The 24,597-nt window shown below is 50.8% G+C and carries 30 protein-coding genes and 1 pseudogene; 14 read left to right on the top strand and 17 right to left on the bottom strand.

Annotated features, from left to right (window positions below):
* Positions 1–11: 11 nt before the first annotated feature.
* Positions 12–3,137 carry an ATP-binding protein gene (locus tag AACL30_RS01685; protein ID WP_339057603.1) on the bottom strand — a complete coding sequence of 1,042 codons (3,126 nt, stop codon included), beginning with the start codon at positions 3,135–3,137 and terminating at the stop codon, positions 12–14.
* Positions 3,138–3,173: 36 nt separating this feature from the next.
* On the opposite strand from AACL30_RS01685, the gene AACL30_RS01680 reads away from it, so the two are divergent.
* Positions 3,174–3,452 (top strand): type II toxin-antitoxin system RelE/ParE family toxin, encoded by a 279-nt coding sequence (locus AACL30_RS01680; protein WP_339057602.1) that lies wholly within the window; start codon positions 3,174–3,176, stop codon positions 3,450–3,452.
* Positions 3,453–3,466: 14 nt separating this feature from the next.
* On the top strand, positions 3,467–3,754 hold the full coding sequence (locus AACL30_RS01675) for a HigA family addiction module antitoxin (RefSeq protein WP_339057601.1): 288 nt from the start codon (positions 3,467–3,469) through the stop codon (positions 3,752–3,754).
* On the opposite strand, the gene AACL30_RS01670 is transcribed toward AACL30_RS01675, so the two are convergent.
* From AACL30_RS01670 to AACL30_RS01645, 6 genes are read right to left on the bottom strand one after another with little or no spacing between them, the layout of a single operon-like run.
* Positions 3,740–4,351: a TraT conjugal transfer protein gene (locus tag AACL30_RS01670; RefSeq protein WP_339057600.1), complete on the bottom strand. Its 612-nt coding sequence runs from the start codon at positions 4,349–4,351 to the stop codon at positions 3,740–3,742. The genes AACL30_RS01675 and AACL30_RS01670 overlap by 15 nt on opposite strands.
* A 28-nt stretch (positions 4,352–4,379) precedes the next feature.
* On the bottom strand, positions 4,380–4,775 hold the full coding sequence (locus AACL30_RS01665; RefSeq protein WP_339057599.1) for a DUF6750 family protein: 396 nt from the start codon (positions 4,773–4,775) through the stop codon (positions 4,380–4,382).
* Positions 4,776–4,824: 49 nt separating this feature from the next.
* Positions 4,825–5,367, bottom strand: coding sequence for a conjugal transfer protein TraQ (gene traQ / locus AACL30_RS01660; protein ID WP_339057598.1), 543 nt, complete (start codon positions 5,365–5,367; stop codon positions 4,825–4,827).
* A gap of 10 nt (positions 5,368–5,377) precedes the next feature.
* A complete protein-coding gene (gene traP, locus AACL30_RS01655; protein WP_339057597.1) occupies positions 5,378–6,136 on the bottom strand; it encodes a conjugal transfer protein TraP in 759 nt (252 codons plus the stop codon).
* A gap of 13 nt (positions 6,137–6,149) precedes the next feature.
* Positions 6,150–7,343 (bottom strand): conjugal transfer protein TraO, encoded by a 1,194-nt coding sequence (gene traO / locus AACL30_RS01650; RefSeq protein WP_339057596.1) that lies wholly within the window; start codon positions 7,341–7,343, stop codon positions 6,150–6,152.
* Positions 7,344–7,346: 3 nt separating this feature from the next.
* The gene (locus AACL30_RS01645) at positions 7,347–8,315 is read right to left on the bottom strand and encodes a DotH/IcmK family type IV secretion protein (RefSeq protein ID WP_339057595.1); all 969 of its coding nucleotides are present in this window, start codon (positions 8,313–8,315) and stop codon (positions 7,347–7,349) included.
* Positions 8,316–8,395: 80 nt separating this feature from the next.
* On the opposite strand from AACL30_RS01645, the gene AACL30_RS01640 reads away from it, so the two are divergent.
* Positions 8,396–8,689, top strand: a complete 294-nt coding sequence (locus AACL30_RS01640) for a type II toxin-antitoxin system RelE/ParE family toxin (protein ID WP_339057594.1) — start codon at positions 8,396–8,398, stop codon at positions 8,687–8,689.
* Between the two features lie 4 nt (positions 8,690–8,693).
* The gene (locus tag AACL30_RS01635) at positions 8,694–8,981 is read left to right on the top strand and encodes an addiction module antidote protein (RefSeq protein ID WP_339057593.1); all 288 of its coding nucleotides are present in this window, start codon (positions 8,694–8,696) and stop codon (positions 8,979–8,981) included.
* Here the strand turns inward: AACL30_RS01635 and AACL30_RS01630 are convergent.
* Positions 8,959–9,102 (bottom strand): hypothetical protein, encoded by a 144-nt coding sequence (locus AACL30_RS01630; RefSeq protein WP_339057592.1) that lies wholly within the window; start codon positions 9,100–9,102, stop codon positions 8,959–8,961. The two genes, AACL30_RS01635 and AACL30_RS01630, sit on opposite strands and share 23 nt — an antisense overlap.
* On the opposite strand from AACL30_RS01630, the gene istA (AACL30_RS01625) reads away from it, so the two are divergent.
* Together istA (AACL30_RS01625) and istB (AACL30_RS01620) are read left to right on the top strand one after the other, a co-directional pair.
* A complete protein-coding gene (gene istA, locus AACL30_RS01625) occupies positions 9,101–10,279 on the top strand; it encodes an IS21 family transposase (protein ID WP_339056344.1) in 1,179 nt (392 codons plus the stop codon). The genes AACL30_RS01630 and istA (AACL30_RS01625) overlap by 2 nt on opposite strands.
* A complete protein-coding gene (istB, locus tag AACL30_RS01620; protein ID WP_339058365.1) occupies positions 10,276–11,073 on the top strand; it encodes an IS21-like element helper ATPase IstB in 798 nt (265 codons plus the stop codon). The genes istA (AACL30_RS01625) and istB (AACL30_RS01620) overlap by 4 nt, the downstream gene beginning before the upstream one ends.
* Positions 11,074–11,107: 34 nt before the next feature.
* On the opposite strand, the gene AACL30_RS01615 is transcribed toward istB (AACL30_RS01620), so the two are convergent.
* Both AACL30_RS01615 and istA (AACL30_RS01610) read right to left on the bottom strand, forming a co-directional pair.
* Positions 11,108–11,251, bottom strand: coding sequence for a hypothetical protein (locus AACL30_RS01615; protein WP_339057591.1), 144 nt, complete (start codon positions 11,249–11,251; stop codon positions 11,108–11,110).
* Positions 11,251–12,429, bottom strand: a complete 1,179-nt coding sequence (gene istA, locus AACL30_RS01610) for an IS21 family transposase (protein ID WP_339056344.1) — start codon at positions 12,427–12,429, stop codon at positions 11,251–11,253. The genes AACL30_RS01615 and istA (AACL30_RS01610) overlap by 1 nt, the downstream gene beginning before the upstream one ends.
* Between istA (AACL30_RS01610) and AACL30_RS01605 the strand changes: the two genes are divergently transcribed.
* Positions 12,428–12,589 carry a hypothetical protein gene (locus tag AACL30_RS01605; protein WP_339057590.1) on the top strand — a complete coding sequence of 54 codons (162 nt, stop codon included), beginning with the start codon at positions 12,428–12,430 and terminating at the stop codon, positions 12,587–12,589. The genes istA (AACL30_RS01610) and AACL30_RS01605 overlap by 2 nt on opposite strands.
* Here the strand turns inward: AACL30_RS01605 and AACL30_RS01600 are convergent.
* The 5 genes from AACL30_RS01600 to AACL30_RS01580 all read right to left on the bottom strand — a co-directional run bounded on the left by AACL30_RS01600 (position 12,570) and on the right by AACL30_RS01580 (position 16,212).
* Positions 12,570–12,974 carry a type II toxin-antitoxin system VapC family toxin gene (locus tag AACL30_RS01600; protein WP_339057589.1) on the bottom strand — a complete coding sequence of 135 codons (405 nt, stop codon included), beginning with the start codon at positions 12,972–12,974 and terminating at the stop codon, positions 12,570–12,572. The genes AACL30_RS01605 and AACL30_RS01600 overlap by 20 nt on opposite strands.
* Positions 12,975–12,984: 10 nt before the next feature.
* A complete protein-coding gene (locus AACL30_RS01595) occupies positions 12,985–13,239 on the bottom strand; it encodes a type II toxin-antitoxin system Phd/YefM family antitoxin (protein WP_339057588.1) in 255 nt (84 codons plus the stop codon).
* A 108-nt stretch (positions 13,240–13,347) separates the two neighbouring features.
* On the bottom strand, positions 13,348–13,986 hold the full coding sequence (gene excA, locus AACL30_RS01590; protein WP_339057587.1) for a plasmid IncI1-type surface exclusion protein ExcA: 639 nt from the start codon (positions 13,984–13,986) through the stop codon (positions 13,348–13,350).
* 79 nt (positions 13,987–14,065) lie between these two features.
* Entirely contained in the window at positions 14,066–15,973 is a 1,908-nt protein-coding gene (locus tag AACL30_RS01585; protein WP_339057586.1) for a DotA/TraY family protein, read from the bottom strand.
* A 2-nt stretch (positions 15,974–15,975) separates the two neighbouring features.
* On the bottom strand, positions 15,976–16,212 hold the full coding sequence (locus AACL30_RS01580) for a hypothetical protein (RefSeq protein WP_339057585.1): 237 nt from the start codon (positions 16,210–16,212) through the stop codon (positions 15,976–15,978).
* 245 nt (positions 16,213–16,457) lie between these two features.
* On the opposite strand from AACL30_RS01580, the pseudogene AACL30_RS01575 reads away from it, so the two are divergent.
* Positions 16,458–16,609 (top strand): annotated as a pseudogene (locus AACL30_RS01575) (Hok/Gef family protein).
* 199 nt (positions 16,610–16,808) lie between these two features.
* On the opposite strand, the gene istB (AACL30_RS01570) reads toward AACL30_RS01575, so the two are convergent.
* Positions 16,809–17,606: an IS21-like element helper ATPase IstB gene (gene istB, locus AACL30_RS01570; protein WP_339058365.1), complete on the bottom strand. Its 798-nt coding sequence runs from the start codon at positions 17,604–17,606 to the stop codon at positions 16,809–16,811.
* Positions 17,603–18,781, bottom strand: coding sequence for an IS21 family transposase (gene istA / locus AACL30_RS01565; RefSeq protein WP_339056344.1), 1,179 nt, complete (start codon positions 18,779–18,781; stop codon positions 17,603–17,605). Before istA (AACL30_RS01565) ends, istB (AACL30_RS01570) begins: the two co-directional genes overlap by 4 nt.
* Between istA (AACL30_RS01565) and AACL30_RS01560 the strand changes: the two genes are divergently transcribed.
* The 6 genes from AACL30_RS01560 (at position 18,780) to AACL30_RS01535 (ending at position 24,543) form a co-directional block, all read left to right on the top strand.
* A complete protein-coding gene (locus AACL30_RS01560; RefSeq protein WP_339057584.1) occupies positions 18,780–19,436 on the top strand; it encodes a hypothetical protein in 657 nt (218 codons plus the stop codon). The two genes, istA (AACL30_RS01565) and AACL30_RS01560, sit on opposite strands and share 2 nt — an antisense overlap.
* 57 nt (positions 19,437–19,493) lie before the next feature.
* On the top strand, positions 19,494–20,729 hold the full coding sequence (gene pilO2 / locus AACL30_RS01555; protein ID WP_339057583.1) for a type 4b pilus protein PilO2: 1,236 nt from the start codon (positions 19,494–19,496) through the stop codon (positions 20,727–20,729).
* Positions 20,716–21,252, top strand: a complete 537-nt coding sequence (pilP, locus tag AACL30_RS01550) for a type IV pilus biogenesis protein PilP (protein ID WP_339057582.1) — start codon at positions 20,716–20,718, stop codon at positions 21,250–21,252. Before pilO2 ends, pilP begins: the two co-directional genes overlap by 14 nt.
* A 7-nt stretch (positions 21,253–21,259) precedes the next feature.
* On the top strand, positions 21,260–22,780 hold the full coding sequence (locus AACL30_RS01545) for a GspE/PulE family protein (RefSeq protein ID WP_339057581.1): 1,521 nt from the start codon (positions 21,260–21,262) through the stop codon (positions 22,778–22,780).
* Positions 22,781–22,784: 4 nt separating this feature from the next.
* Complete coding sequence (locus AACL30_RS01540) at positions 22,785–23,900, top strand: type II secretion system F family protein (protein WP_339057580.1); 1,116 nt, start codon at positions 22,785–22,787, stop codon at positions 23,898–23,900.
* 64 nt (positions 23,901–23,964) lie between these two features.
* Positions 23,965–24,543, top strand: a complete 579-nt coding sequence (locus AACL30_RS01535; protein WP_339057579.1) for a type 4 pilus major pilin — start codon at positions 23,965–23,967, stop codon at positions 24,541–24,543.
* Positions 24,544–24,597: the final 54 nt, after the last annotated feature.

The raw sequence follows: 24,597 nt of genomic DNA, 5'->3' as shown, positions 1-24,597 counted from the left end.
TGGACAGGCGCTTACCAATGCGTGCCGCGACGGGCAATTAATTCCTCCGCCAGTCGGCGGGTAATGTTGCTGTGATCTTGCTCTCCCGCCTGCTTTTGCCGTAATTCGATGATTTTTTCAGCACTGCCGGTGGGGAAATTTTCCGCCAAAATAGCGCGGGCGGTACGACCGTCGCGCTGTTGGTACAGCATATTACGTAGCGCACTGTCTTTAGGGGTGGAATTGAGCGCCCAGAGTTCACGCGATCCCACGGTGTTTTTAAGGATTTGTGCAATCCGCCCGACTTTGGTACGAAATACCGCCAAAAAGCAGGTGCCGCTGCCATCAAAGCAGGCGCCTTTGCTGAGGGTCATAAAACGCCGCACCGTGGCGGGAGGAACCTGGAAGTGCGCGGTTAATACTGATGCATCTTCTGGCCGCACCCGCATCAGGTACAGCGAATTCGCCGATTTCAGCAAATCGGGCGGGAAATCACTTAAATATTGAGAAGACAAAACGGTACGGATAGCAAATTTGCGTTGTTCTCGATCTTGGGTTTCCAGCGCATTAAAAATAAACCGGACTTTACGGGCATTGTGCAGCTCATCATACACCTTGGTTTTCAGCTCCTGATCGAGTTGTTCCAAGCGCGCCCGATGAAACGCTTCATAGCGGTGATCAATGTTAGCCAGCAATTCCTCGCGGTATTGCGGCAAGCTGTAATCCCCGCCGGCGACGTGCCCAGCAAACAGATACAGTATGCCGGTGCGCAACTGCCCCTCATCAGAATCATCGCCCATCACATTATTCAAATCGATGGCAATAACCCGGGTATTCGCATCGAGGGCAAACTGAGTGCGCCCAGCCAACATACGGTATTCGGTGCTGGCTTGGGTCAGGCAGCGGGAAATATAGCCCAGCAACGATTCCTGTGAGCCGTCCCGATTGATGTTGCCAAAGGCTTGGCGGATATCTTCATGATTTAATCCACTTTGTAAGTCGTTAAGCTCCGGTACCGCTTGGTATTGCGCCAAGGTGGCCTCCCTGATACAGCCTTTTTCAAACAGCCGATCACGTACCTCATACCAAGACCATTCTTCCCATTCACTGTTAGCGCGATGATCACGCAAACCGGTGTTAAATAGCGCTTTATCCACTGCTGGCACCAGCGTCGGGGCGTAACGGATCGGATTTTTTTCTGCATTATTACGGTAGGCTTCATCGATCACCCTGCCCAGAATTTGCCGGGTGTCTTTGGCATTGGGGGGATTGCCGGTGGTGGGATCGGTGCACAGGGCATAGCAAAGCGTGAGCAACCAACTCCGTTCTAGCGTCAACGGATAGCGTGCCCCCAGCTGAATATCAAACGGATTGCGGCAATGTTGTGTATCGTTTTGTAGCACCATGCCGACCACCTCGTTGCGACGCGCGGGCGGCAGCGCATCACGGAGCAAGCGTATCAGTCCCTGCGCACTGTAACCCTTATCGATGATACTCAAAAAAGGCAACTGCGTTTGGCCATTGCTGATCACCACTTCATTCAGCACGTTGAGTAATACCGATTTGCCGGAGCCGGGCTCTCCGGTGACGATTTCGGTGAATTTTTCCTGTAGCGAGCTACCTAAACGCACCGGAAAGGGTTTTCCGTCAACGGTTTGAAACACCACACTCGCTTCATCTGGCCAGGGCGTCGCAGGACGATTTAACGGCAGCATCGCCAGCGCGGCTGACAACGGCGGAAACAGCAGATTGACACCCCCGTGAGTCGAGGCGGCCAAGATCGTAGCCGTCCAGGCGCGCAGGGGGTCGCCAAACGTGCGGGTGATCTCACAAATGCCCCAAGATTGGAAGGCTTTCTGCAACATCGTGATATTGCGTTTCACCCCCGGGGGCGTGTCCGCCCAGGTACTGGCCGTGATGGTCATCACGCAGGTGGGATCACGATCATTGGTTTGCGCCAGCCAATTGACGGCGGCATACACGGGGCGCAATGAGGGGATCACCGCCAGAAAATCCAGCGCCGTGCGTTTTTTGCCCAAGATAGCGTGCCCGCCGGGCATGACATCAAAACGTACCCGAAAGGGCACTTTGCGATTAATCTTATTCAACAGCTGGCTGAACGTTTCCGGTTTCTGAGGCCCCAGTGTTACCGCCAGACTGCTGTGCCACAGGCCATCGAGCTCAACCAGATTGCCGTGAGTGTTGACCTCGGACGAAAACAGCTGGTAATTCAGGTGAGGGGGCAGCAGCGCGCTGTCGTCCTCATTTTTCGGTCGCCCATGGGGAAACATCGGATCCCCCGGCAACAGGGGCTGCCAATCGCAAGCAGTGCCTTCCCGATCAATTTCTTCTCGGACAGTGAATCCCACTTCATGCCCCTCCATCAAGCGCAGCAATACGCCTTGACCGTCAGTGGAAAAATCCTGTTCTATCTTGCTCACCAGCGCATCGTGACGAATTTTCAAGCCTTCCAGGCGATAATGCTCTGGATCCTGGCCAAATCGCGCCCTGGGAGCCCCTTCTAGCCGTTGGTTGAGGCGTTGTTGCTCATCCTTGAGTTCTGACGCCGGCAAGGCAATCCGACCGGTGTAAACCACCATGAAAGCCCGTTCTCGCGCGACAAAAGGGACTAATTTATCGATTTTCTCTTGCAAAATATCATCAAGATCAAGACCCAAACGGCGGGTGGCACGGGATTGCGGGGACATCAGTCGGGTTAATTCTTCCCGCGCTTTATCCGGATCACGCTCAAAAACAAAACTGAGTTTATGGCCCAAGGTTTTAAACTCACTGGCCAGCGCAGTATGCAGCCGCGCGATGTAATCATGGAAAGCGTAGCTGTCTTCTTTTTTCGACGTCTCACTTAAGGTCGCTTGCTCATCAAACTCGCAAAAGGCACCTTGTATTTCAAATACGCTGGCGTAATCACCGCGGTGGGTGACAAAGAGGTAAGGCGCTTGCAACGCCGGGCGAAGCATTTTATCTTCTTTGGTTAAGCCAATCACGGTACGCAGATCACAATAGGTAGCGAAATCTTTTCCCAGCGTGTAGCGCGAAAACGCTGCTATCGCTGACTCAATGGCAGTGAGGGTTTTTTCGATCATAAGGAGGTCGATCCCGTGTTGTTCAGATGAAAATAGGATAGGTAAATTGGGCATATTGTCTCTTGTCGCGTTACACGCTACAATTAAACCATGATAATCAATTTTCGCCACAAAGGTCTTGAGGCTTTTTACCGTACGGGTTCGACTCGTGGTATACAGGCCATACATGCTGTTAAGCTTACCCGTATATTGGCATCGCTTGATGCAGCGACGCTGCCCAGAGAATTAAATCACCCGGGTTACAAATTGCATTCACTCCAGGGAAACCTGAAAGGTTACTGGTCTGTGTGGGTCAATGGTAATTGGCGGATCACGTTCCGTTTTGTAGGGGGTGATGTTGAGCTCGTTGATTACCAGGACTATCACTGAAAAAGGAGAATATTATGATGAAGAATCATCCCCATCCTGGTGAAATACTACGTGAAGATGTATTGCTACCACTGGGCATTGAAGTTACCGAAGCCGCTAAAAGATTAGGCATTGCTCGTACCACCTTATCCAGAGTGATCCATTGTCATGCAGGTATCAGCCCTGATTTAGCGCTCAGATTAGAGCTTGCTGGCGTCAGCACTGCACGTTTCTGGATGACATTACAAACCAATTTTGAGTTGTATCAGGCAGGGAAGCGACACCAACCCAAAGTTGAACCGCTACAATCAATCGTGGCTTAAATAACGTTGATACACCGCTTCCCACCTAGCCGTATCCCATTCCGGTCCGTTATCGGCAAAAATACCCTTACCGGTTAATTTTTTAGGATTACGTATTAACGCCAAATGACGCCAGCGGCGCTGTAATTCAGCGCGTTGTTCGTCACCGGCCTGCGCCAGGGCTTCAGCAAATTCACCCGGATGCGCAGTCCCCCAGAACTCTTCCACGTCTTTTTTGTGGGCGGCCAACCAGTTTATTACCGCTTTGGCCGCCTCACGATAAACCGGATCGACTGATTGCAGCGCAAAAATCGCCGCACGCTGCAAGTGATTGACTTCTTCGGGTCTTATTTCCGGCAGATACACCACTACTCCGTCGTCCGCATTCAGTGCGCCCAGGTTTTGCCAAGCTTCACATAAGGGATCAACCACCGTAAGGTTGTCACGGTGGTGATTAAGCGGATTGTGATCAACAAAATGCAGGCGGTTATTTTTTGACGTGTAACCACAATACTCGCATTGATGTTGACTGTTTTCATGCGCGTGGTGATGCAGTTTATCGGGGATTTTTTGGTGCGCCTGACCCCACGTGTGGCGCAAGAGAGAAAAAATCAGCATGGTTGATCCTCAGAAAATGTGTCCCCCCTCAACCCACACTGACCGGCCGCAGACCCGCCTGTTTTTGACCGCGACTGATGAACTGATCGAGGGCTATCAAAATGCAGCCGATGCCAATAAATATCACGATGTGTGATCCTTTTACATGTGGATCGTTTTTCTTGCGTAACCACAAGAAAATACCGGCAATCACACAACCGATGCCCGCCACTTGTGCGGCTAACAGCAGTCCGGGTTTGACGCGGGTAATGCCCGCCGTGATGCTATTGACCATGGCGGCAATATCTTCATCGGCCGACGCCGCCTGCGCACTGCACAGGCCAATCAGCGCGAGGAGCCCTTGTGCCATTTTTTGGCTAACGCGCTCAAACGCCAAAGAAAGATGGGTGCAAACAAAGAGGATGGGGTGATGAAAGGGGCGCATAAAATCTCCTGTATTGAAGTAAGGGGGGATGAATTGTCCGGCGTTTCCATTACCAGACGATGTTAAGGGTGTTTTGCAAGGCGGTTAAAAAGTAAGGATTACAAATGAGTAGCGTGCCAATCAGCAGTTTAATTACGCCGTTGGAGACATCTTCACCGGCGGTCAGACCGGTATGGCCATCGATAAGCGAGCGTTTCATACGTCGCAAGCCTTGGTAGAAAAAAATCACCCCCAGTAAACGCAGCAGCGTGAGTACGGCATTGATAGCTTCAGCAGCAGGGCCGTATTTGGCCTTTGATACATAGGCAATGGCCTCAAAGCTCACATCACCAAAGCCCAGTTGATGTGCGGAGGCATTCATCATTTGCTTTAATGCTATCAACCCGCCACACAGCATCAAAAACAGCAACATTTTACTGAGGCTGGATCCTGAGCCTACCCCACGGTGGCTTTTGGGGCGGGCAAAGCGCAGCAAATAAACCAGGGCGCTGACGATCCCCATCACCCCTGCCAGCGTCATCACCAGATTGATACCGGAGTGGGTGAGGTTGTGGGAAACGTTGACCAACATCTGGATCAAGTCAGTATTCATGTCACGTCCTTTAACGGATGAGGCCCGCAGAGGTTTCCACTTGCCGCCGCAAGGCATCAATGCGTTTTATCGTCAGTTTGCCCAAGGTATCGCCTTCACGGACGGCATAGGTGCTGCCTTGATAGGAAATCCAGGCCAGTCCCTGCCCCAGCGTGTGGATTTGATAACCGGCAGTACTGATGCCGGAGGGACGGGGGGTTCTTTTTTTCACTGGCGCGGGCACCGGGGGCGTCGATACGGCAGGCTGAGTGCGCACACTTTCCAGGCGGATAGCCAGGTTGCTCAATTGGTGCTCCAGTTGTTTTAGTTGTTGATTAACGGTATCGAGACGCGCGGATACGGCATTGACCCCCTCCCGATTTTCCTCCGCGAAATGCCGGCGGGCTTCCAGAATGGTGGCCATCTCTTTTTTAAAGGTGGTCACCGTTTCCGCCGCGGCAGAGCGCGTACGGGGATCGTCGACTAACGGCATAGCGCCCCCCGCCGGATCCGTTTTTGGGTAGGCTGAGTTCCAAGCATTCGGCTCAGCAGGCGCAAATCGGGCAGCACTCGGCTGAACCGGGGCAGGGGGCCAGAAGAGGTAAACCGCGCCCAAGATGACACACAGCGCCAGTATCAAGACTTCCTTTAGCCCTAAGCCAAACCAGCGTTTGGGAGGCGGCTCATCGCTCTCTTTGAGCGTGTCAGGCGGACTGAGGGAAGGGGGTTCATCGTTCCCCTCCCTTTCTACCGACGCGAGGTTAAAAAGATCGGTTTCTTCAGATTTCATGGTGCCTTTCCTGTCAATGGGGGTGCTGGCCACGCGATTTAGCGTGAAGGCGCACATTATTGTTTTCATACACGCCGTCCATAAATTGAATGGCGACGATGTGACCCCGGTTAATCGTGGCTTGTTTGATCGGTAAACGCGCCGCATCGGCGGTCATCACCTGCCCGGCCTGATTACCGATGCCGCCGATAACCGTCCCTGCGATAGCACCACCGCTTGGGGTTGATGGGCGGGTCTGGATCACACTGCCTTGCGGCGTAATGATATTTTGCGTACTCGACTGCTCAAACAGTTGCCCGGTGCGCCCGAGTCCCATCGCGATAGCCGGCAGAATAATGCGCGAGAAATAACGATGATTGACGTCGCTGGCCACCGAGGATTGCAAGGTATCATCGCTGAGCGCATAAGCATCGACGGTATAGGTTTGTCCCCGCCAACGCATGCGCTCAAAGTGAATAGTGACACCGTCACCGGCTAGCTGAACACGGCGAGCATGCAATGTCGCCCCAGCATAACGCCCGGTGGGAATGGTCGCTAACACCGGCGAATCCGGGTTATCGGAATCCACCGCGGTTTCAATCACGCCCGGCACACGGGTATAAGGCGCCACGAGGACGGTATCAGCGATTTCCCTGCGGGCAAGAGGCGCTGCCCCCCTCGAGGGAGGCGCGACACTGGCTGCCCAGGCGCGAAAGGGGTTTTCTTTATTCCCTTCGTCCCCTGCAATTTTTGAAGCCAATTGGAACGGAACCGGTTGCCATTGGCTGTTTAAATCCTGAAGCAGGCTATCAATCGCCTGCTTGCGATTTTCACTTAACGCGGCGTTATCGGGGGCCACTGAAGGTTCTCCACTGGTTTCAGGGGGCAGGGTGTTGAGTTTATCCGGCGGGCGCACCGGCTGTTTTTTCTCATTGGGATCGACCGCCCCTTCACGGATCCGCGCCACAAAGCTTTGCCCTTCCTCGCGCGCTTTCGCCGCTTCGGTGGCATTGTATTTTTCCAGCAATTCGCGGTATTGGGCGCTTTCAGGGGTGTGACGCCCGACATTGGCCGCCACACTGTCAATAGCGTAATTGGATTGGGCTTCAGGCGGGGCAGTGCGCCACAGGTAGCCCAGGTAAATCGCCACCGCTAACACAATCCCGCCGATCATCAGCAGTATTAATGATTTGCTGGTCTCGCGTGCCAGCTCTTTTTCAATCGGCATGGGTCACTCCAGATGGATGGTCAACGGCTCGGTACGATCCATGACAGAAAAATTGACATAGGGGGTCAGCGGCAATTTCCACAGATGCGTGCCGTCGAGGGAGGATAAGGTTTGCTCAAACTCATCTCTTATCTCGCTGCGCGAACGAATATACAGGTTGTCACCCAATTGCCAGACCGTCGTTGAGGCGACCTTACCCTCGGTGCGTAGCCGTTTGGCGTCCAGGGGCGGGACACCGTCTAAAAAGGCTTGCAATACCGTGTTGTACAAGCCAATTTTACTTTCCGGTTGCGCCATCGGTTTCGCATCAGGCCCGCGCTGAGGAATGCGCAAATCTAACCGGCTGTCGATGATTTGGGGGGTTGACGGGTTGTCAGGCTCGCCGCTGGTTAAGTTGACCACCACCGGTACCGCCAGACCTTCCAAGTAAACCGTCACGTTGCCGGTGTCATAACGGCGCAGCGCTTGCACCGCCATCATGGCGCTGCCCGGGATATAGCTCACTTGAAAGCCTTTGTTATTGGAGTTAAACGGCGGAGCACCCAGTTTCCACGGTGCCCCGGTACTGTCAGAAAAGGTGACGCTGCTGGTTTGATCGGCGGCAGTACGCAAAATAGGCACACTCGCGCCGGGCGATAAATTAACCGTCAAGGTACTGATGCGCGGCACCGTGACACGTGCTTGATAAGCCCGCCCCCGATTGGCGGCATCCGCGGCACGGCCAAGCTGCTCGATTTCTGCCCCGGTTAAGGGGGTGGCCTGCTCCTGGGCATAGCGCAGTGCCGCTGACGGTAGCGGCAGCGTTGTCAACGGCGCTTGAGCGCTGGGAGGCGCCTGTGTTGGTGGGGGAGCCGTCGCGGCAGAGGTCGCGGATCGCCAATGATTACTGTTATTGCTACTTTCAGCGGCCATGGCGGAGACCGTCAAGCTAACCAGCAGCAGTAGAAAAAGAGAGGGATTTTTCATCGTCATTGTCCAAGGTTAACCTGCAAGCGGGTTACTGTTTGTGATTCGGAATTGATATGACGTAGTTTTTAAACTACACTCTAACTATGGTAGAGATAAAGCAAACAGAGACTTATCGAAAATGGCACAGACGGCTAAAAGATGAACGTGCCCGTGCATTGATTGCTTCTCGTCTGGATCGCCTTGCCTATGGGCATAGCGGGGATGTAGAGCCTATCGGTCAGGGGATCAGCGAACTGCGTATCCACTCTGGCCCTGGGTACCGTCTCTACTTTCAAAAACGGGGGGAGATGATCATCATATTGCTGTGTGGCGGAGATAAAAGCACACAAATCAAAGACATCAAAACCGCTAAAAAACTGGCTGCTGAATGGGAGTAATAACATGGCTGAACAATTGACAACCTATGATCCTGCTGAATATTTAACCTCCGACACTGCCATCGCGATCTTTATGGCGGAAGCGTTTGAGACCAATGATACCGGCTATATCGCCCACGCCTTGGGGGTGGTGGCACGTGCTAAAGGCATGACCGATATTGCAAATCAAACGGGGCTTTCTCGTGAACAGCTTTATCGTTCATTCAGCGAAAATGGCAATCCAACCTTAAAAACCACCCTGGCGGTGATGAAAGCGCTGGGCATTAAGCTTACCGCTGAAGTCCCTTCCTGATTAATGCTGTAATCATTGTCAGCGCTAATGATAAAAGACCGTAAATTGCTAATTTAATTTGTCCACTCAAGCCAGAATGCAGTTTCCTTTGTGGTGACAAAGCCATGAGGGAAATAAGCATGCTAAGAAGAGAGGACCACTACATGATAAAACAACGCCATCAACAGGGGGCATTTATTGTTGATATTGCCCATCAGATAGGGTGTTCAGAAAAGACGGTGAGACGGCACATTAGCTATCCTGCGCCGCCAACAGCAAAACGCGGTAAAAAACAGGTTGCTAAACTCGAGCCCTTTAAAGACTACATCGATTCAAGGTTGAGTGAACAGGTTTGGAATGCGGCGGTTATTTTTGAGGAAATCCGTGAAAAAGGCTACCGGGGTGGGAGTGCGATGCTCCGACGTTATATACATCCCAAACGTCCGCTCAGGGCCTCGAAAAACACGGTACGCTTTGAAACCCTCCCCGGTTATCAACTTCAACACGATTGGGGAGAAATCATCGTTGAGGTGGCAGGCTCTGCCTGTACGGTTAATTTTGCCGTTAATACGCTCGGTTTTTCGCGTCGCTTTCATGTCTTTGCTGCCCCTAAGCAAGATGCTGAGCACACGTATGAATCGCTGGTTCGCAGCTTCAATTACTTCGGTGGCAGCGTAAAAAATGTCTTGGTAGATAACCAAAAAGCCGCTGTTATCAAACATGGACAAAATGGCCACATCGAGTTCAATGCGGGCTTCCTGCAACTGGCTAATCACTATGGGTTTAGCCCTCGCGCCTGTAAGCCTTATCGACCGCAAACGAAAGGCAAAACCGAACGGATGGTGGGCTATGTTAAACACAATTTTTTCACTCGCTACCGTCAGTTTGAGAGTTTCGCTCATGTTAATCAACTGCTAGCGATGTGGCTGGCGAAAGTGGCAGACCAGCGTCATCTTCGTCAATTCAAGCAGACACCGGAAAATCGTTTTGCTGAGGAAAAAATAGCCTTGATGCCACTCCCTGCGACTGATTTCGATACCAGCTACTTCGACCTACGACAAGTGGCATGGGACAGCTATATCGATGTCAGAGGTAATCGCTATAGCGTGCCTTCATTCTGGTGTGGTCGTGCGGTTAATATTCGTATCGGTTTAGATAATACGCTACGTATTTACGGCGATGAGCAACTGCTCGCGACGCATCTCTTGCAGGAGGTAACGCAGGGCTGGCAAAAGGTGCCAGAACATCATCAAGCCCTTTGGCAACAGGTCAATCGAGTAGCGTCTCGTTCGCTCAGTGTGTATGAGGAGCTACTCTGATGGAAATGGAAAACTTGTTGATACGGTTAAAAATGGATTACCTGGGCGATGCGTTGGAGAGTTTATGTGAAGAAGCCACCAAGAAAGCACTGAACTACCGTGAATTTCTCCAGCAGGCATTAGCCCAGGAATGGAACGGGCGTCACCAAAAAGGCTTGGAATCGCGGTTAAAACAAGCACGTTTGCCGTGGATAAAAACCTTGGAGCAATTTGACTTTACTTTCCAACCAAGTATAGACAGGAAAATTATCCGCGAGCTGGCGGGGCTGAGGTTTGTCGAACATCATGAAAACGTCATTTTGTTAGGCCCACCTGGGGTAGGGAAAACGCATTTGGCGATAGCGCTGGCTGTCAAGGCAGCTACAGCTGGGCATCGGGTATTGTTTATGCCTCTGGATAGACTCTGCTGTACCTTAATGAAGGCAAAGCAAGAAAACCGTCTGGAACGCCAACTTCAGCAACTGTGCTATGCCAGGGTATTAATACTGGATGAAATCGGGTATTTACCGATGAATCGCGAAGAAGCTAGCCTATTTTTCAGGTTATTGAGCCGTCGTTATGAAAAGGCGAGCATCATTCTCACATCAAATAAAAGTTTTACTGATTGGGGGGACGTATTCGGTGATCACATTTTAGCAACTGCGATTTTAGACAGGCTTTTACATCATTCAACCACATTGAATATTAAAGGAGAAAGCTATCGACTCAAAAATAAACGCAAAGCAGGCATGTTGCCTATAAAAACGACTGATATTATCCAGGCGCCTGGAATAGAAACCCAACAGGAAAATTAGCAAAAACTGGACATTTTAAAGTAGCAAAAAGTGGTCAATCTAAAGTAGCGTTGACAAATGCCTGCTGGAGAAATTCACGGTAGTTCAGTGCTTTCTTGGTGGCTTCTTCACATAAACTCTCCAACGCATCGCCCAGGTAATCCATTTTTAACCGTATCAACAAGTTTTCCATTTCCATCAGAGTAGCTCCTCATACACACTGAGCGAACGAGACGCTACTCGATTGACCTGTTGCCAAAGGGCTTGATGATGTTCTGGCACCTTTTGCCAGCCCTGCGTTACCTCCTGCAAGAGATGCGTCGCGAGCAGTTGCTCATCGCCGTAAATACGTAGCGTATTATCTAAACCGATACGAATATTAACCGCACGACCACACCAGAATGAAGGCACGCTATAGCGATTACCTCTGACATCGATATAGCTGTCCCATGCCACTTGTCGTAGGTCGAAGTAGCTGGTATCGAAATCAGTCGCAGGGAGTGGCATCAAGGCTATTTTTTCCTCAGCAAAACGATTTTCCGGTGTCTGCTTGAATTGACGAAGATGACGCTGGTCTGCCACTTTCGCCAGCCACATCGCTAGCAGTTGATTAACATGAGCGAAACTCTCAAACTGACGGTAGCGAGTGAAAAAATTGTGTTTAACATAGCCCACCATCCGTTCGGTTTTGCCTTTCGTTTGCGGTCGATAAGGCTTACAGGCGCGAGGGCTAAACCCATAGTGATTAGCCAGTTGCAGGAAGCCCGCATTGAACTCGATGTGGCCATTTTGTCCATGTTTGATAACAGCGGCTTTTTGGTTATCTACCAAGACATTTTTTACGCTGCCACCGAAGTAATTGAAGCTGCGAACCAGCGATTCATACGTGTGCTCAGCATCTTGCTTAGGGGCAGCAAAGACATGAAAGCGACGCGAAAAACCGAGCGTATTAACGGCAAAATTAACCGTACAGGCAGAGCCTGCCACCTCAACGATGATTTCTCCCCAATCGTGTTGAAGTTGATAACCGGGGAGGGTTTCAAAGCGTACCGTGTTTTTCGAGGCCCTGAGCGGACGTTTGGGATGTATATAACGTCGGAGCATCGCACTCCCACCCCGGTAGCCTTTTTCACGGATTTCCTCAAAAATAACCGCCGCATTCCAAACCTGTTCACTCAACCTTGAATCGATGTAGTCTTTAAAGGGCTCGAGTTTAGCAACCTGTTTTTTACCGCGTTTTGCTGTTGGCGGCGCAGGATAGCTAATGTGCCGTCTCACCGTTTTTTCTGAACACCCTATCTGATGGGCAATATCAACAATAAATGCCCCCTGTTGATGGCGTTGTTTTATCATGTAGTGGTCCTCTCTTCTTAGCATGCTTATTTCCCTCATGGCTTTGTCACCACAAAGGAAACTGCATTCTGGCTTGAGTGGACAAATTAAATTAGCAATTTACGGTCTTTTATCATTAGCGCTGACAGACGCTGGGTTAGGGAAAAATTACAATGTAGGGAGAGTTAGTTTAAAAATGGATTAAGCAGGGAGACATCAAATCGCTCAAAATCGCGGATGTTTCTGGTAACGACAGTAAGGTTATGCATGAGAGCAGTCGCTGCAATCATTGCATCTTCATAAAGTGTATCTGATTGTCGATGCATGAGCTTAGCCCACAGCCGAAACGTTTGGGCATCCATGGGTAATATATTGTAGGTAGTGGAAACCTGATTGAGCCATGCCGCAATTGAGGCTGCTTTGATGGCATCTTGTTCACGGGTGATTTCTATTCCCGCTTGAATTTCTCCTATGGTTACAGCGCTAAGATAAAGATTTTTATCAGCAATGGTTTCAAGCCAAGAAACAACAGCACCATGTGGGCGAATTTTACGAAGTTCCGAGACGATGTTAGTATCAAGAAGGTACATTGTCAGACCGTTACAATGCTATTACAGAACGTCGGTGCGCCGATCCACGCTGAGGTAATTCAATATCAGCAGGGGCATGTTCTAACAAAAGCAATGTTTTAAGGGATGGGCGTGCAGCGCTACTCAAACGCTTCCATTCAGTAATGGGAACCAATATCGCGGTTTCTGTGCCACGCCGAGTGACGAGTTGTGGACCTTCTTTAATGCAGGCATCTAATAATTCGCTGAAACGCGCTTTTGCGTCTTGCACAGGCCAAGTATTCATCATGACACCTCTCAATCAAACTAGTTACATGACTAGTTTAGATGAGGTTCATATCTAATGCAACGACAGAAACATCGAACACATCGTTCGTCACTATCTGGCCTGTATTCAGCAGGGCAACATTTTAAATCCCATTTTCTCAGATAACCGTTCAGTATTATGCTCAACGTAGCCGGGAAAATGATAAGGATAGTGGTACTGTTGATTTCTCATCACGCAGATTTTTTCGTACAACAACCAGGCTCGTCGGTGCTGAATATCAATAAAGGGAACTTCGGTAGAATTAATATAGAATCTTAATTTATTGGTGCCGGTTAATTCACAATGACGCCAATTATTAATATTGAATCCAAAAATATCAATTTCTTTCTTATTGAATAAACGGATATAGAGCATGGTGCCACGTTTGGTATCAATGCCAAAATAAGCACTGGAATGCATTTCGCGTATTTCATTCTCGGGGGCGGGGTCATAACTTTCGTCGCTTTTTATCACGGAAAGTATTTTAGCAATACGGCAGCGTTTATTGATGTAACGGATGACATACCACAGTAGAGGTATAACTATGCCCATCCAAGAAATCCAAGCAAAAAGGGTTTCTTGGCTTCTAATAGAACTATACCTGTAATCGTTAACCAATATTGTACTAGTAATGGCACTAAATAGTAGTATTGGAATACCTGCCCATACATACCAAAACAAAGTGAGAAACATCAGCGCTCCACCAATAGTTCTCTTATTTCGCATGGTCTACCTCCTGATTTTATAGCTAAATAATAGCATTAACCGGCTGATTTTTGTACTAAATTAATATATTTTGATTGATTTATTTTATACCGTCGCTGTGGTTATCCGTGCCTGGTGGAGCCACAATTTTCTTCGCTGTCGGCACTGTTTTTGCGCCGCTGCCAAAATTGGCAAACATACCTTTAATGGACTCGTTCATACCCCCCAGCATACTGGCGCCTTCACGCCCCCCTAACCAGGAGATGACATAATCTGGCATGCTCACTTGCAGACTGAATGCACTGGAGACCAAGGTAGTACAAATACGCGCATAAATCATCAAGACACCCACGATACTGATCAAGCCTGTTATGGAGTCGACCTGTACATTGGCGAGTGCTGATGCAAACAACGTATTGAGTAGAGTGCCTACTGCGACCACCACCAGACTGGCAAAGAGAAAGCCAAATACCATTAACATCGGGCGCAACATCACATCAATCAGAAAGATATAGCCATAAGCCGAGCGGCTGCCTCTGTCTTCCTCACCCCCCAAATGTGTCGCCGCCCATAATGACCCAGCAGTGGCACCAATCAGTACTCCGACAATCCAATTGGTGGCGGCACTTATCCAGTATATGAAGGGAATGAAAGGCAGATAGATCGACAAACTAAAACCGATACTCAGTAATACAAACACCAAAAAATAGACTACCGGTGCTATCGCTTCCAGCAAGCTACCCGCCACCTCCCCAGCGCCAGTAATAGTATTAATAAAATTGCCTGCCAAATTGCCTTTGCCCCAGGCGGTTAGCACTTTAGCACTCGTATAAGCACTAAATATTGATGCGGCTCCGCCTAAGGTGTAATCGCCGACTGCTTTCATTTTAAGAAGAGGATTGACTTGATCATTTGAGCCATTTCCTGAGCCGAAATTTAGGCCGACTAAAGAATTGACTCTTTTTTGTCCCCAAGAATTTGTTATGCCAACCAATACAGACGATGCATCTGTCGCATCACTTGCCTGCTGATTGTCATTGCTGGTTTGTGTTCCCAATGGGGCGGCATAGGTACTGTTCTGTAATTGTGCACGATAGGCAACAGTAAGTTGCTCGTTGTATGATCCAACCCCTAACTCACCCAACCTGGACTTACCGGTTACGGTAGGGCGCATGTTGACCACCGCGTTAGTTTTGTTATTGGCGGTGGCAAAGGTTTGATACCAGCTCCCCAATGCTAGCCAGCCGTATTGTCTGAGCTGCGCCGCCACTACCTCTTGCAACGACGTTCCTTTATCCATGGTACGTACTGCCTGGCTGATGCTGTCCTCGTACTCACGCGCGGCTCGTTGTATTTCACTTTCCACATCGTCAATTTGACCGGTGCCGGTTTGCCTTTTTTGACTAAATTGTCGTGCAAAATTATGGGCAGCCTGTGAGAGTTGATTCTGCATGCGGTTTAGTGCATTACTTTGGGCGATGATCAATGGCCTGGTATTGACCGGTACATTAAAAATGGGTCGCCAGCTGCTGTCTCTTCGGCTGACGGGCAGGCGTGCTGAGCCACATTGTGCACTGCCATTGCTGATCATAAATCCTTCAGGAAAGGTTTTAATGCGCATATAGGGCGTGCCAACGGCGGCTCCACTTTCACTGTATAGGGTGTGAAGTTCGTCATTAATGCCGTACATGCACAGATTCATTTCAAATATGGCGCGTGAAGCACTCAAGGTTTGTGGGGCAATCGGCTGCATTACCAGCGATTGACCGCCTTGCAGTAGAGTGGCAGCTTTATCAGTGATGAGATTGGCCGAGCCGACCCCCATAATGGAGGCCGCCCAGAGTACAATCAGTTGCGATAGTGACCAACCCGAAGCCGTTGGTACCAGGCTTAAGAAGCCGAGCAAGGTGGTTAACGGATATAGCGCACTTCTGCCGCCGCTAAACACTTGACCCTGATGCCCCGCACGTACCATTTGGCGCAGAGTAACCGCGACAAACCAGAACATGGCTAAGGCAGCGATAATGCTGTTGAAAAAAAAAACAGTTGGCCGATTAGGCTGGTGTGGGTCGGATGCAGGGGATTATTGACAATGTCGCCAAAAATCATCACCAGCATTTGGCGGGATAAATCACCGCTGCGTTTTGCCGCGCCGGAGAGGCTGGTAAAATTCATGTCATTGGCAAGCAGGTGCACAGAATAAAGCATCAGTGCCAGGGCACCGAGTAACCGAAGTAAATTTTTCATATTTATTTTCCACGCAATAGCGGACGTATCAGGCAGGCTGACAACATTTATTAGGAAGGCGAAGGTGGTGCTGAAAAGGAATTCTGCTAAGATGGTGTTGGGTGCTTGAGACTTTCTGTCTTGAGCAGTCGTGATAGGCAGAAAGACAAAAGCCCCGAGTCGTTTTTTAATTAACTCGAGGCTCTCGTATGAATCAGCAACATAAGAATAGCCTCTTAACAGCAGTAATGCAATCGGAGGTTAAAATGTCGCGAAGACTTATCCTGTATGGACTTATCGTTATTTGCGTAACGATACTAGTGTTTACCTGGATGGTAAGAGGTTCACTTTGTGAACTGGTATCAAACAAGGAAACACAGAGTTTTCTGTAGTTTTAGCCTACGAAGCAAAACGTTAAGAGCAACTCTGGCGGGAGGTGACTCCCGCCGTTTTGCGGCTGTTGCATTCGAGTTTTTAAGCACCCATTCCTTTCTCTATTTGCTTTTCAGGGTATTTTTTATCCAAGCGGTTTCCTCCAGAAAATAACGAAATTCACCCCGTTGTCAACGCTACTTTAGATTGACCACTTTTTGCTACTTTAAAATGTCCAGTTTTTGCTAATTTTCCTGTTGGGTTTCTATTCCAGGCGCCTGGATAATATCAGTCGTTTTTATAGGCAACATGCCTGCTTTGCGTTTATTTTTGAGTCGATAGCTTTCTCCTTTAATATTCAATGTGGTTGAATGATGTAAAAGCCTGTCTAAAATCGCAGTTGCTAAAATGTGATCACCGAATACGTCCCCCCAATCAGTAAAACTTTTATTTGATGTGAGAATGATGCTCGCCTTTTCATAACGACGGCTCAATAACCTGAAAAATAGGCTAGCTTCTTCGCGATTCATCGGTAAATACCCGATTTCATCCAGTATTAATACCCTGGCATAGCACAGTTGCTGAAGTTGGCGTTCCAGACGGTTTTCTTGCTTTGCCTTCATTAAGGTACAGCAGAGTCTATCCAGAGGCATAAACAATACCCGATGCCCAGCTGTAGCTGCCTTGACAGCCAGCGCTATCGCCAAATGCGTTTTCCCTACCCCAGGTGGGCCTAACAAAATGACGTTTTCATGATGTTCGACAAACCTCAGCCCCGCCAGCTCGCGGATAATTTTCCTGTCTATACTTGGTTGGAAAGTAAAGTCAAATTGCTCCAAGGTTTTTATCCACGGCAAACGTGCTTGTTTTAACCGCGATTCCAAGCCTTTTTGGTGACGCCCGTTCCATTCCTGGGCTAATGCCTGCTGGAGAAATTCACGGTAGTTCAGTGCTTTCTTGGTGGCTTCTTCACATAAACTCTCCAACGCATCGCCCAGGTAATCCATTTTTAACCGTATCAACAAGTTTTCCATTTCCATCAGAGTAGCTCCTCATACACACTGAGCGAACGAGACGCTACTCGATTGACCTGTTGCCAAAGGGCTTGATGATGTTCTGGCACCTTTTGCCAGCCCTGCGTTACCTCCTGCAAGAGATGCGTCGCGAGCAGTTGCTCATCGCCGTAAATACGTAGCGTATTATCTAAACCGATACGAATATTAACCGCACGACCACACCAGAATGAAGGCACGCTATAGCGATTACCTCTGACATCGATATAGCTGTCCCATGCCACTTGTCGTAGGTCGAAGTAGCTGGTATCGAAATCAGTCGCAGGGAGTGGCATCAAGGCTATTTTTTCCTCAGCAAAACGATTTTCCGGTGTCTGCTTGAATTGACGAAGATGACGCTGGTCTGCCACTTTCGCCAGCCACATCGCTAGCAGTTGATTAACATGAGCGAAACTCTCAAACTGACGGTAGCGAGTGAAAAAATTGTGTTTAACATAGCCCACCATCCGTTCGGTTTTGCCTTTCGTTTGCGGTCGATAAGGCTTACAGGCGCGAGGGCTAAACCCATAGTGATTAGCCAGTTGCAGGAAGCCCGCATTGAACTCGATGTGGCCATTTTGTCCATGTTTGATAACAGCGGCTTTTTGGTTATCTACCAAGACATTTTTTACGCTGCCACCGAAGTAATTGAAGCTGCGAACCAGCGATTCATACGTGTGCTCAGCATCTTGCTTAGGGGCAGCAAAGACATGAAAGCGACGCGAAAAACCGAGCGTATTAACGGCAAAATTAACCGTACAGGCAGAGCCTGCCACCTCAACGATGATTTCTCCCCAATCGTGTTGAAGTTGATAACCGGGGAGGGTTTCAAAGCGTACCGTGTTTTTCGAGGCCCTGAGCGGACGTTTGGGATGTATATAACGTCGGAGCATCGCACTCCCACCCCGGTAGCCTTTTTCACGGATTTCCTCAAAAATAACCGCCGCATTCCAAACCTGTTCACTCAACCTTGAATCGATGTAGTCTTTAAAGGGCTCGAGTTTAGCAACCTGTTTTTTACCGCGTTTTGCTGTTGGCGGCGCAGGATAGCTAATGTGCCGTCTCACCGTTTTTTCTGAACACCCTATCTGATGGGCAATATCAACAATAAATGCCCCCTGTTGATGGCGTTGTTTTATCATGTAGTGGTCCTCTCTTCTTAGCATGCTTATTTCCCTCATGGCTTTGTCACCACAAAGGAAACTGCATTCTGGCTTGAGTGGACAAATTAAATTAGCAATTTACGGTCTTTTATCATTAGCGCTGACAGTGAATCAATCCTCACCACCGGAGGCAAAAAAAGTGGCGTTTTCCCTCGATATTTTTCGTGTTGAGAAAAAATCGAAAACGGATCTTAACGATTGGCAGCAGGTGTTTTCTGACGTCAATATCACGCGCTTCTTTACCCGTTTGGTCACGGGGGAATACCCGGGGGCAACATCGCCTAGCATGGCGATCGTTGAGGGGAAGATCGCCGGTTCAAAGGCCTTCATGGCCGCATTATCCAAAAAAGCCAATGTCAGTGTGGTGACACGACAAACGTTTACGACCACGAGCGGGGCAGTGGTGCCGTTCCAGACGTTTATGCAGGAAGGAAATCAGCCGACCACCGGGGTTAACTTGACCATATTGCCTTACATTTTGCCGGAGGCGGACAAAATAAAATTGCAGGTGTCAGTGAATGTGTTTGACTCTGCCCCTGAAAAAACAGCGATGTTTCAGCAGGTAAAGATTAAGTCAGGACAAACGCTGGTGCTATCAGAAAGACGAGAAGACGACACTTTGCTGCTTGTCATGACTACCCCAACCCGCTTGAGGTAGATCATGCCAGAAAATGATAACCGGTTATCTGTCCTGCGCCACGGCACCTGGACTCTGGTGGCGGGATTACACTGGGAACTGCTGGAAGGACGCAGAGGTGCTCGCCCGCTGGCCAGACGGTACGATGCCGACAAGTTTGTGACGGTGTTTGCCGGCCATCACCGCGTAGGGGTGGGGATGGCGAATATGCAAGCCGCGGCGGTGAGCGCCTCTGCGGCACGGAAATCGGCTTCTCTGGCGTTAACGGTCTTACCCGCGTTAGGGGCGAACGGTTGGGGGATTTTTAAGCTGGCGGAGGGAAAATTTTGGTTTGTGGCGGCGCAAGAGGGGCGATTATCCCGCCTCTCTGATGTGATCGGGGATCCGGAGGGTATCCGGCGGGCGCTCGCGACTTTTTTACGTTTTGATGTGCCGTCGCGTGAAGCGCGCCTCATTTTCTGCCCCGCGGGGTTTTTGCCTAGCCCCACCGGGGTCGATCAGCCGTTAGACAGTCTGCTGGCCACGTTAACGGTGCCGCGTCGGGCACGTTTGCGTTCGGTCTCCACGCGCGTAGCGTTCGTCAGCTGGGTGGCCGTACTGGGGGTGGTGTTGGGGAGTTATTGGGGGGGGAGCCAATATCAAGCCTGGCTTGAAAATCAACGTATTACGGCGGCGAGAGAAGCCTTTTTGGCCGCGAAACAGCAAATGAAAACCGCCTTACCGCCCGCCTTGCAGCCCTGGAAAGCCGAGCCGGTGTTAGCCGAGTTTTTAGCCACCTGTACCCGATTGTGGCAAACCGCCCCGTTAAGCATTGCGGGCTGGCGATTTAGCACCGCGGATTGCCATCAAGACGCTTTACGCCTGGCCTGGAATAAACCCCAAGGCGGTACCGTGGGGGACTTTTCACAGCGTCTGGCACAGTGGTATCCGCAGGCCAGCGCCCTGTTCAATATTCCGGGCGAGGCGGATACCGGCGGGGTCGCGCTGCCCTTGCACATGTCGCTTCCTGCCCGCCCAGAAGCGGTGGCTGACAGTGATACTCAAACCCAACGGTTAACGCATTATGCGCAATTACTGCGTGCCCAGCTGAGTTTAACGGAGGAGCCCGCCTCGTCCACCCCAATAAACGGCCAGGCCATCCCGCTGCCCTGGCGTCGTTTCAATTTTACCTTTAAGACGGCGATCCCCCCGGATCGGCTGTTTGCCCCGCGCCAGTTTGATGCCGCGGGGGTGCGGATCAAGCGGATCACCGTCAGTTTAAGTCAGGCACGCCTGCATTACGTGATTGAGGGACATTTGTATGCACAACGTTAATCTTTTCAGCAGGGCAGTCGTGGCGATAGGGGTGATGCTCAGCCTCAGTAGCCAGGCCACGCCCACAACAAAGCTGCCCCCGGCGCCTGAGGCGGCGCTGCCCCCTCTGCCGGCGCGCGTTACCACAGAGAGAACATTGGATTTAGCTCGCCTTGAGCGGATCCAGGCGGAAACGCTGTTATTTGAAGCGCAAGCGGCGCGCGCCAAAGCCCTGCAATCGGTGCAACAAAATAAAGGCGGTGAAATACCGGTTTCGGCGACCTTGGTACAAACGCTGGCAGGAGCGGCAGGGGCAGATCTCACGCCCGCGGCGGCCAGCCCCCCCTTACCGCGGATTGTGCAGATTGCCGGGGCAGGAAACCCGTTACGCGCCCGTTTGTTGTTGCCCGATAGCACCACCGTAGAAGTGACCCCCGGTCAACGTATTCCAGGGACCTCGCATACGGTCAAGCGGATCAGCGCACAAGAAGTCCAGATCCTGTCAAAAAACAATCAAATCCATACCCTGCCGTTTACCGAGTGAGCGAATCATGTCGATAGTGTCTTCTCAATTAACCTTACCCGCCGATATTGCTGACTGGCTGCATATCCATACGGATGAAGCGGATCAGCTGACCTTGATGGTGGCAGAGCATCACCGCGCGGATGTCCGGGTACAGGATTTTTTTAATCGGCTGGCGCGATCACAGGCAAAACCGATTGCCTTTGAATTTTTGCCGCTGGATCGTCTCCGTGAACAAAAAGAAAAACAGCCTTCAGCGGCACGTCATCAAGACTTTAGTGAAAACCAGCAAAAAGTGATCGCCTATTTTCGCAAAGCCAGCAAAATCAATGCCTCTGATATTCATCTTGAGATAGGCAAAGGCAATCTGACCCATGTATTGATGCGGGTGCATGGCGATCTGATCAAAGTGGATGCGATTTCACAACAAGAGGGGGAAGCGTTAGCTTCAACCATTGTGTTATCGATGTGTGATGTGGCGGAATCGCAATTCAATCCTAACCGCCAGCAGGATGGCCGCCTGCGCCGGGACTTTTTGCACAGTGTGAACCTGTTTGGAGCCCGTTATGCTCACACCCCGGCGGTATACGGGCTCTTTGTGGTGATGCGGATTTTGCCGGATGACAGCGCGGCACCGCCCACGTTGGACGCCCTGGGCTTTCTCCCCGAACAGCAAACCTTATTGCGCCGCATGCTGCGCCGGCCGGAAGGCATCATGATCCTCTCCGGCCCAACCGGATCGGGCAAAAGTACGACGCTGCGTACCCTTAGCGCCCTGTACCTGGAAAATACGCACCATCGGCGACGACTGATTACCCTCGAAGATCCCCCGGAAGGCCACATCGAGGGCGCAGTACAAACCGCCATTCTCGCCGATAAAAATAATCCGGCGGCGGTATCCCAAGCTTGGGTACGCGCGATTTCGGCCTCCTTGCGGCTGGATCCGGATGCCTTGGTAGTGGGGGAGATGCGGGATCGCGATTCCGCGCAGACCAGCTTTACGGCGGCGATGACCGGTCATTTGCTGATGACCACCTTGCACGCGAACGACCCGATTAATATTTTAGAACGGCTCGCTGATATGGGGATCACGCCTTCGCTGCTCACCGATCCGCAGTTAATGATAGGGCTGATCAGTCAGCGATTGGCGCAACGGTTGTGTCCTGCCTGTAAAAAGCCGTGGGTGGCGGTGAAAGATCAGCTTAACCGGGATGAACAGGCGCTGCTCACCCCGGATTGTCAGCGTGATAAGCTGTATTTTCGCCACCGCCCTGGGTGTGAGCACTGTCACCTGGGGATTAACGGGCGTAGGGTTATCAGCGAAGTGATCAGCCCGGATGCGCACTTTATGCAGCTTTATCGCGCGCAGGGCAAGCAGGCAGCGCGTCTCTATTGGCATCGCGCCTTAGGCGGCATTACCCGCAATACACAATTGCTCCAGTACATTAACGCGGGTCTGATCGATCCCCTGGAAGCCGATTGCCTGAGTCCGCTGGATGAAGACAGCGCAATGAGGCTTATAAGGAGCGGGCATGAAGACGCTGAATAATGCCGTGCGAGCGGGCTTATCCTCGCTACCTGCTTATCAAAAAAGCCTGGCCACGTATCGGCGGGCGGCCACCCGGTGGCTGTATCAATACACCTTCTCAAGCCGTGATCGCCTGACGTTGTATGAAGATTTAGCCTTTCTGCTCGACAATAACCGCACCCTGGAGGTGGCCTTAACCCATATGCGCGATGCCGCTACCGATTTTGGTCGGTGTCATTCACCGTCTGCGGTGTGGCTAAACGATTGTTTGCACGCGATAAGCAATGGTCACTCGCTGGATGTCGCCCTGAAGCGGTGGGTACCCTGTCAGGAAGCGGCCATTATCAGCGCCGGGGTGATGGAAGGGCGGGTGCCTGAGGCGTTACGGCGAGCGATGACGGTGGTACAAGGCATCGATGAAATGAAATCCTCCGTATTAAGCACCCTGGGCTACCCGATGGCGCTCATTGGCACGGTGGTGGGAATAATGGTGTTGGTCAGCCAGCATTTTATCCCGCAACTGGCGAAAATGGTGCCGCGTGAAACCTGGCAAGGGGGGATCTGGTGGTTGGGGACGACCGCTGATTTTGTCGTGGATCACGGCATCTTGTTGTCGTTGATGCTGATGTTAGCCACCGCCTGGATCAGCTGGTCATTTAGCCATCTGACCGGGCGCTGTCGCCGAGGGTTGGACGGGCTGATACCCTGGTCAGTCTACAAAGACTTTCAGGGGGTGGCTTTTTTACTCAATATGGCGGCCTTGCTGCGAGCGGGAGTCAAAACCTTGGATGCGCTCGATATTTTGGCGCACAATGCTTCTCCGTGGTTGCTGGAACGCTTAAATGCTGCTCGCCGCTTAGTGCGCCAAGGCCAACACCTGGGGCTCGCGCTACGCAATACCGGTTATCATTTTCCGTCCAAGCCCTGTGTCAACAAATTGATGTTGCTCACTGACGGTGATAATGCGGAACGTATCATTGAAAATTACGCCAACCAGTGGTTGAAAAACACCATCATAACCATTAAACGGCGTACTGCCCGCCTTTCCACAGCCTTATTTTTGCTGGTCAGTGGCTACATGCTGTTGCTGGTGCAGGTCATCCAACAACTGAATCAACTGGCCGGGCAAATCGGCCAATAAACGTTTTTTTCCCCTTTGTCCTCTTTTGGCGTTACCGCCCATCTGCCCCTGAAAGGAGCTTATTATGAAAAACCTTGCCCGCGCGGTTCATCGCGGCGTATTGACTATTGATTTGGTCGTCACGTTGGCGATTGTCGTCATTTTAATCATTTACATTTTCTCTAACAGCGGCAGTTTGTTTAGCAAAAACAACACCACCATGGAGCTCGGCAACGTGCAGGACATCATCACACAAACGCGCACCTTACTGAAAACCAAAGGGGTGTATGACTTCACCACCGCTGCCCAAATGACCGGCATGTTGGCGCAATTTGGTGGCATCCCTAACTCAATGACCTTACTGGGTAACAAAAGTGCGGGGACAGCGACGGTGATTAACACCTGGGGCGGCAGCGTGACCGTGCAACCTGAAACCTCCGCAGGCAACAACAAAACCGGGTTTTCGGTCAGCTATACCGGGGTACCGCAAGAAGCCTGTGTCACCCTGGCTACCAAGCTGTCGCAAACCAGCGTGATTGCGGAAACCACCATCAATACCACCACCACCATTGGGCCTGTTTCTGCGGCGCTTACCGGGGCGCAGTGTGTCGCTGACACCGGCTCGGCTGGCAATAACACACTGAAATTTAAAAGTTTAACGTAATTTTCGCCGGGTTTGCTCTTCCCCTTCAGAGGGGAAGGGGAAAGCGGGCTTGTT

The organism is Candidatus Regiella endosymbiont of Tuberolachnus salignus, from assembly GCF_964020115.1.
Lineage (GTDB): Bacteria > Pseudomonadota > Gammaproteobacteria > Enterobacterales > Enterobacteriaceae > Regiella > Regiella insecticola.
The sequence above is the reverse complement of the archived record's forward strand: the minus strand, read 5'-3'. Positions and strand labels throughout refer to the sequence as shown.

What these genes read in the sequence shown, in the direction of transcription:
- AACL30_RS01685 (WP_339057603.1), bottom strand. Translation starts at nt 3,137, where the DNA reads ATGCCCAATTTACCTATCCTATTTTCATCTGAACAACACGGGATCGAC.
- AACL30_RS01680 (WP_339057602.1), top strand. Translation starts at nt 3,174, where the DNA reads ATGATAATCAATTTTCGCCACAAAGGTCTTGAGGCTTTTTACCGTACG.
- AACL30_RS01675 (WP_339057601.1), top strand. Translation starts at nt 3,467, where the DNA reads ATGATGAAGAATCATCCCCATCCTGGTGAAATACTACGTGAAGATGTA.
- AACL30_RS01670 (WP_339057600.1), bottom strand. Translation starts at nt 4,351, where the DNA reads ATGCTGATTTTTTCTCTCTTGCGCCACACGTGGGGTCAGGCGCACCAA.
- AACL30_RS01665 (WP_339057599.1), bottom strand. Translation starts at nt 4,775, where the DNA reads ATGCGCCCCTTTCATCACCCCATCCTCTTTGTTTGCACCCATCTTTCT.
- traQ (WP_339057598.1), bottom strand. Translation starts at nt 5,367, where the DNA reads ATGAATACTGACTTGATCCAGATGTTGGTCAACGTTTCCCACAACCTC.
- traP (WP_339057597.1), bottom strand. Translation starts at nt 6,136, where the DNA reads ATGAAATCTGAAGAAACCGATCTTTTTAACCTCGCGTCGGTAGAAAGG.
- traO (WP_339057596.1), bottom strand. Translation starts at nt 7,343, where the DNA reads ATGCCGATTGAAAAAGAGCTGGCACGCGAGACCAGCAAATCATTAATA.
- AACL30_RS01645 (WP_339057595.1), bottom strand. Translation starts at nt 8,315, where the DNA reads ATGACGATGAAAAATCCCTCTCTTTTTCTACTGCTGCTGGTTAGCTTG.
- AACL30_RS01640 (WP_339057594.1), top strand. Translation starts at nt 8,396, where the DNA reads ATGGTAGAGATAAAGCAAACAGAGACTTATCGAAAATGGCACAGACGG.
- AACL30_RS01635 (WP_339057593.1), top strand. Translation starts at nt 8,694, where the DNA reads ATGGCTGAACAATTGACAACCTATGATCCTGCTGAATATTTAACCTCC.
- istA (WP_339056344.1), top strand. Translation starts at nt 9,101, where the DNA reads ATGCTAAGAAGAGAGGACCACTACATGATAAAACAACGCCATCAACAG.
- AACL30_RS01630 (WP_339057592.1), bottom strand. Translation starts at nt 9,102, where the DNA reads ATGCTTATTTCCCTCATGGCTTTGTCACCACAAAGGAAACTGCATTCT.
- AACL30_RS01615 (WP_339057591.1), bottom strand. Translation starts at nt 11,251, where the DNA reads ATGGAAATGGAAAACTTGTTGATACGGTTAAAAATGGATTACCTGGGC.
- AACL30_RS01605 (WP_339057590.1), top strand. Translation starts at nt 12,428, where the DNA reads ATGCTTATTTCCCTCATGGCTTTGTCACCACAAAGGAAACTGCATTCT.
- istA (WP_339056344.1), bottom strand. Translation starts at nt 12,429, where the DNA reads ATGCTAAGAAGAGAGGACCACTACATGATAAAACAACGCCATCAACAG.
- AACL30_RS01600 (WP_339057589.1), bottom strand. Translation starts at nt 12,974, where the DNA reads ATGTACCTTCTTGATACTAACATCGTCTCGGAACTTCGTAAAATTCGC.
- AACL30_RS01595 (WP_339057588.1), bottom strand. Translation starts at nt 13,239, where the DNA reads ATGAATACTTGGCCTGTGCAAGACGCAAAAGCGCGTTTCAGCGAATTA.
- excA (WP_339057587.1), bottom strand. Translation starts at nt 13,986, where the DNA reads ATGCGAAATAAGAGAACTATTGGTGGAGCGCTGATGTTTCTCACTTTG.
- AACL30_RS01585 (WP_339057586.1), bottom strand. Translation starts at nt 15,973, where the DNA reads ATGTTCTGGTTTGTCGCGGTTACTCTGCGCCAAATGGTACGTGCGGGG.
- AACL30_RS01580 (WP_339057585.1), bottom strand. Translation starts at nt 16,212, where the DNA reads ATGAAAAATTTACTTCGGTTACTCGGTGCCCTGGCACTGATGCTTTAT.
- AACL30_RS01560 (WP_339057584.1), top strand. Translation starts at nt 18,780, where the DNA reads ATGCTTATTTCCCTCATGGCTTTGTCACCACAAAGGAAACTGCATTCT.
- istA (WP_339056344.1), bottom strand. Translation starts at nt 18,781, where the DNA reads ATGCTAAGAAGAGAGGACCACTACATGATAAAACAACGCCATCAACAG.
- pilP (WP_339057582.1), top strand. Translation starts at nt 20,716, where the DNA reads ATGCACAACGTTAATCTTTTCAGCAGGGCAGTCGTGGCGATAGGGGTG.
- AACL30_RS01545 (WP_339057581.1), top strand. Translation starts at nt 21,260, where the DNA reads ATGTCGATAGTGTCTTCTCAATTAACCTTACCCGCCGATATTGCTGAC.
- AACL30_RS01535 (WP_339057579.1), top strand. Translation starts at nt 23,965, where the DNA reads ATGAAAAACCTTGCCCGCGCGGTTCATCGCGGCGTATTGACTATTGAT.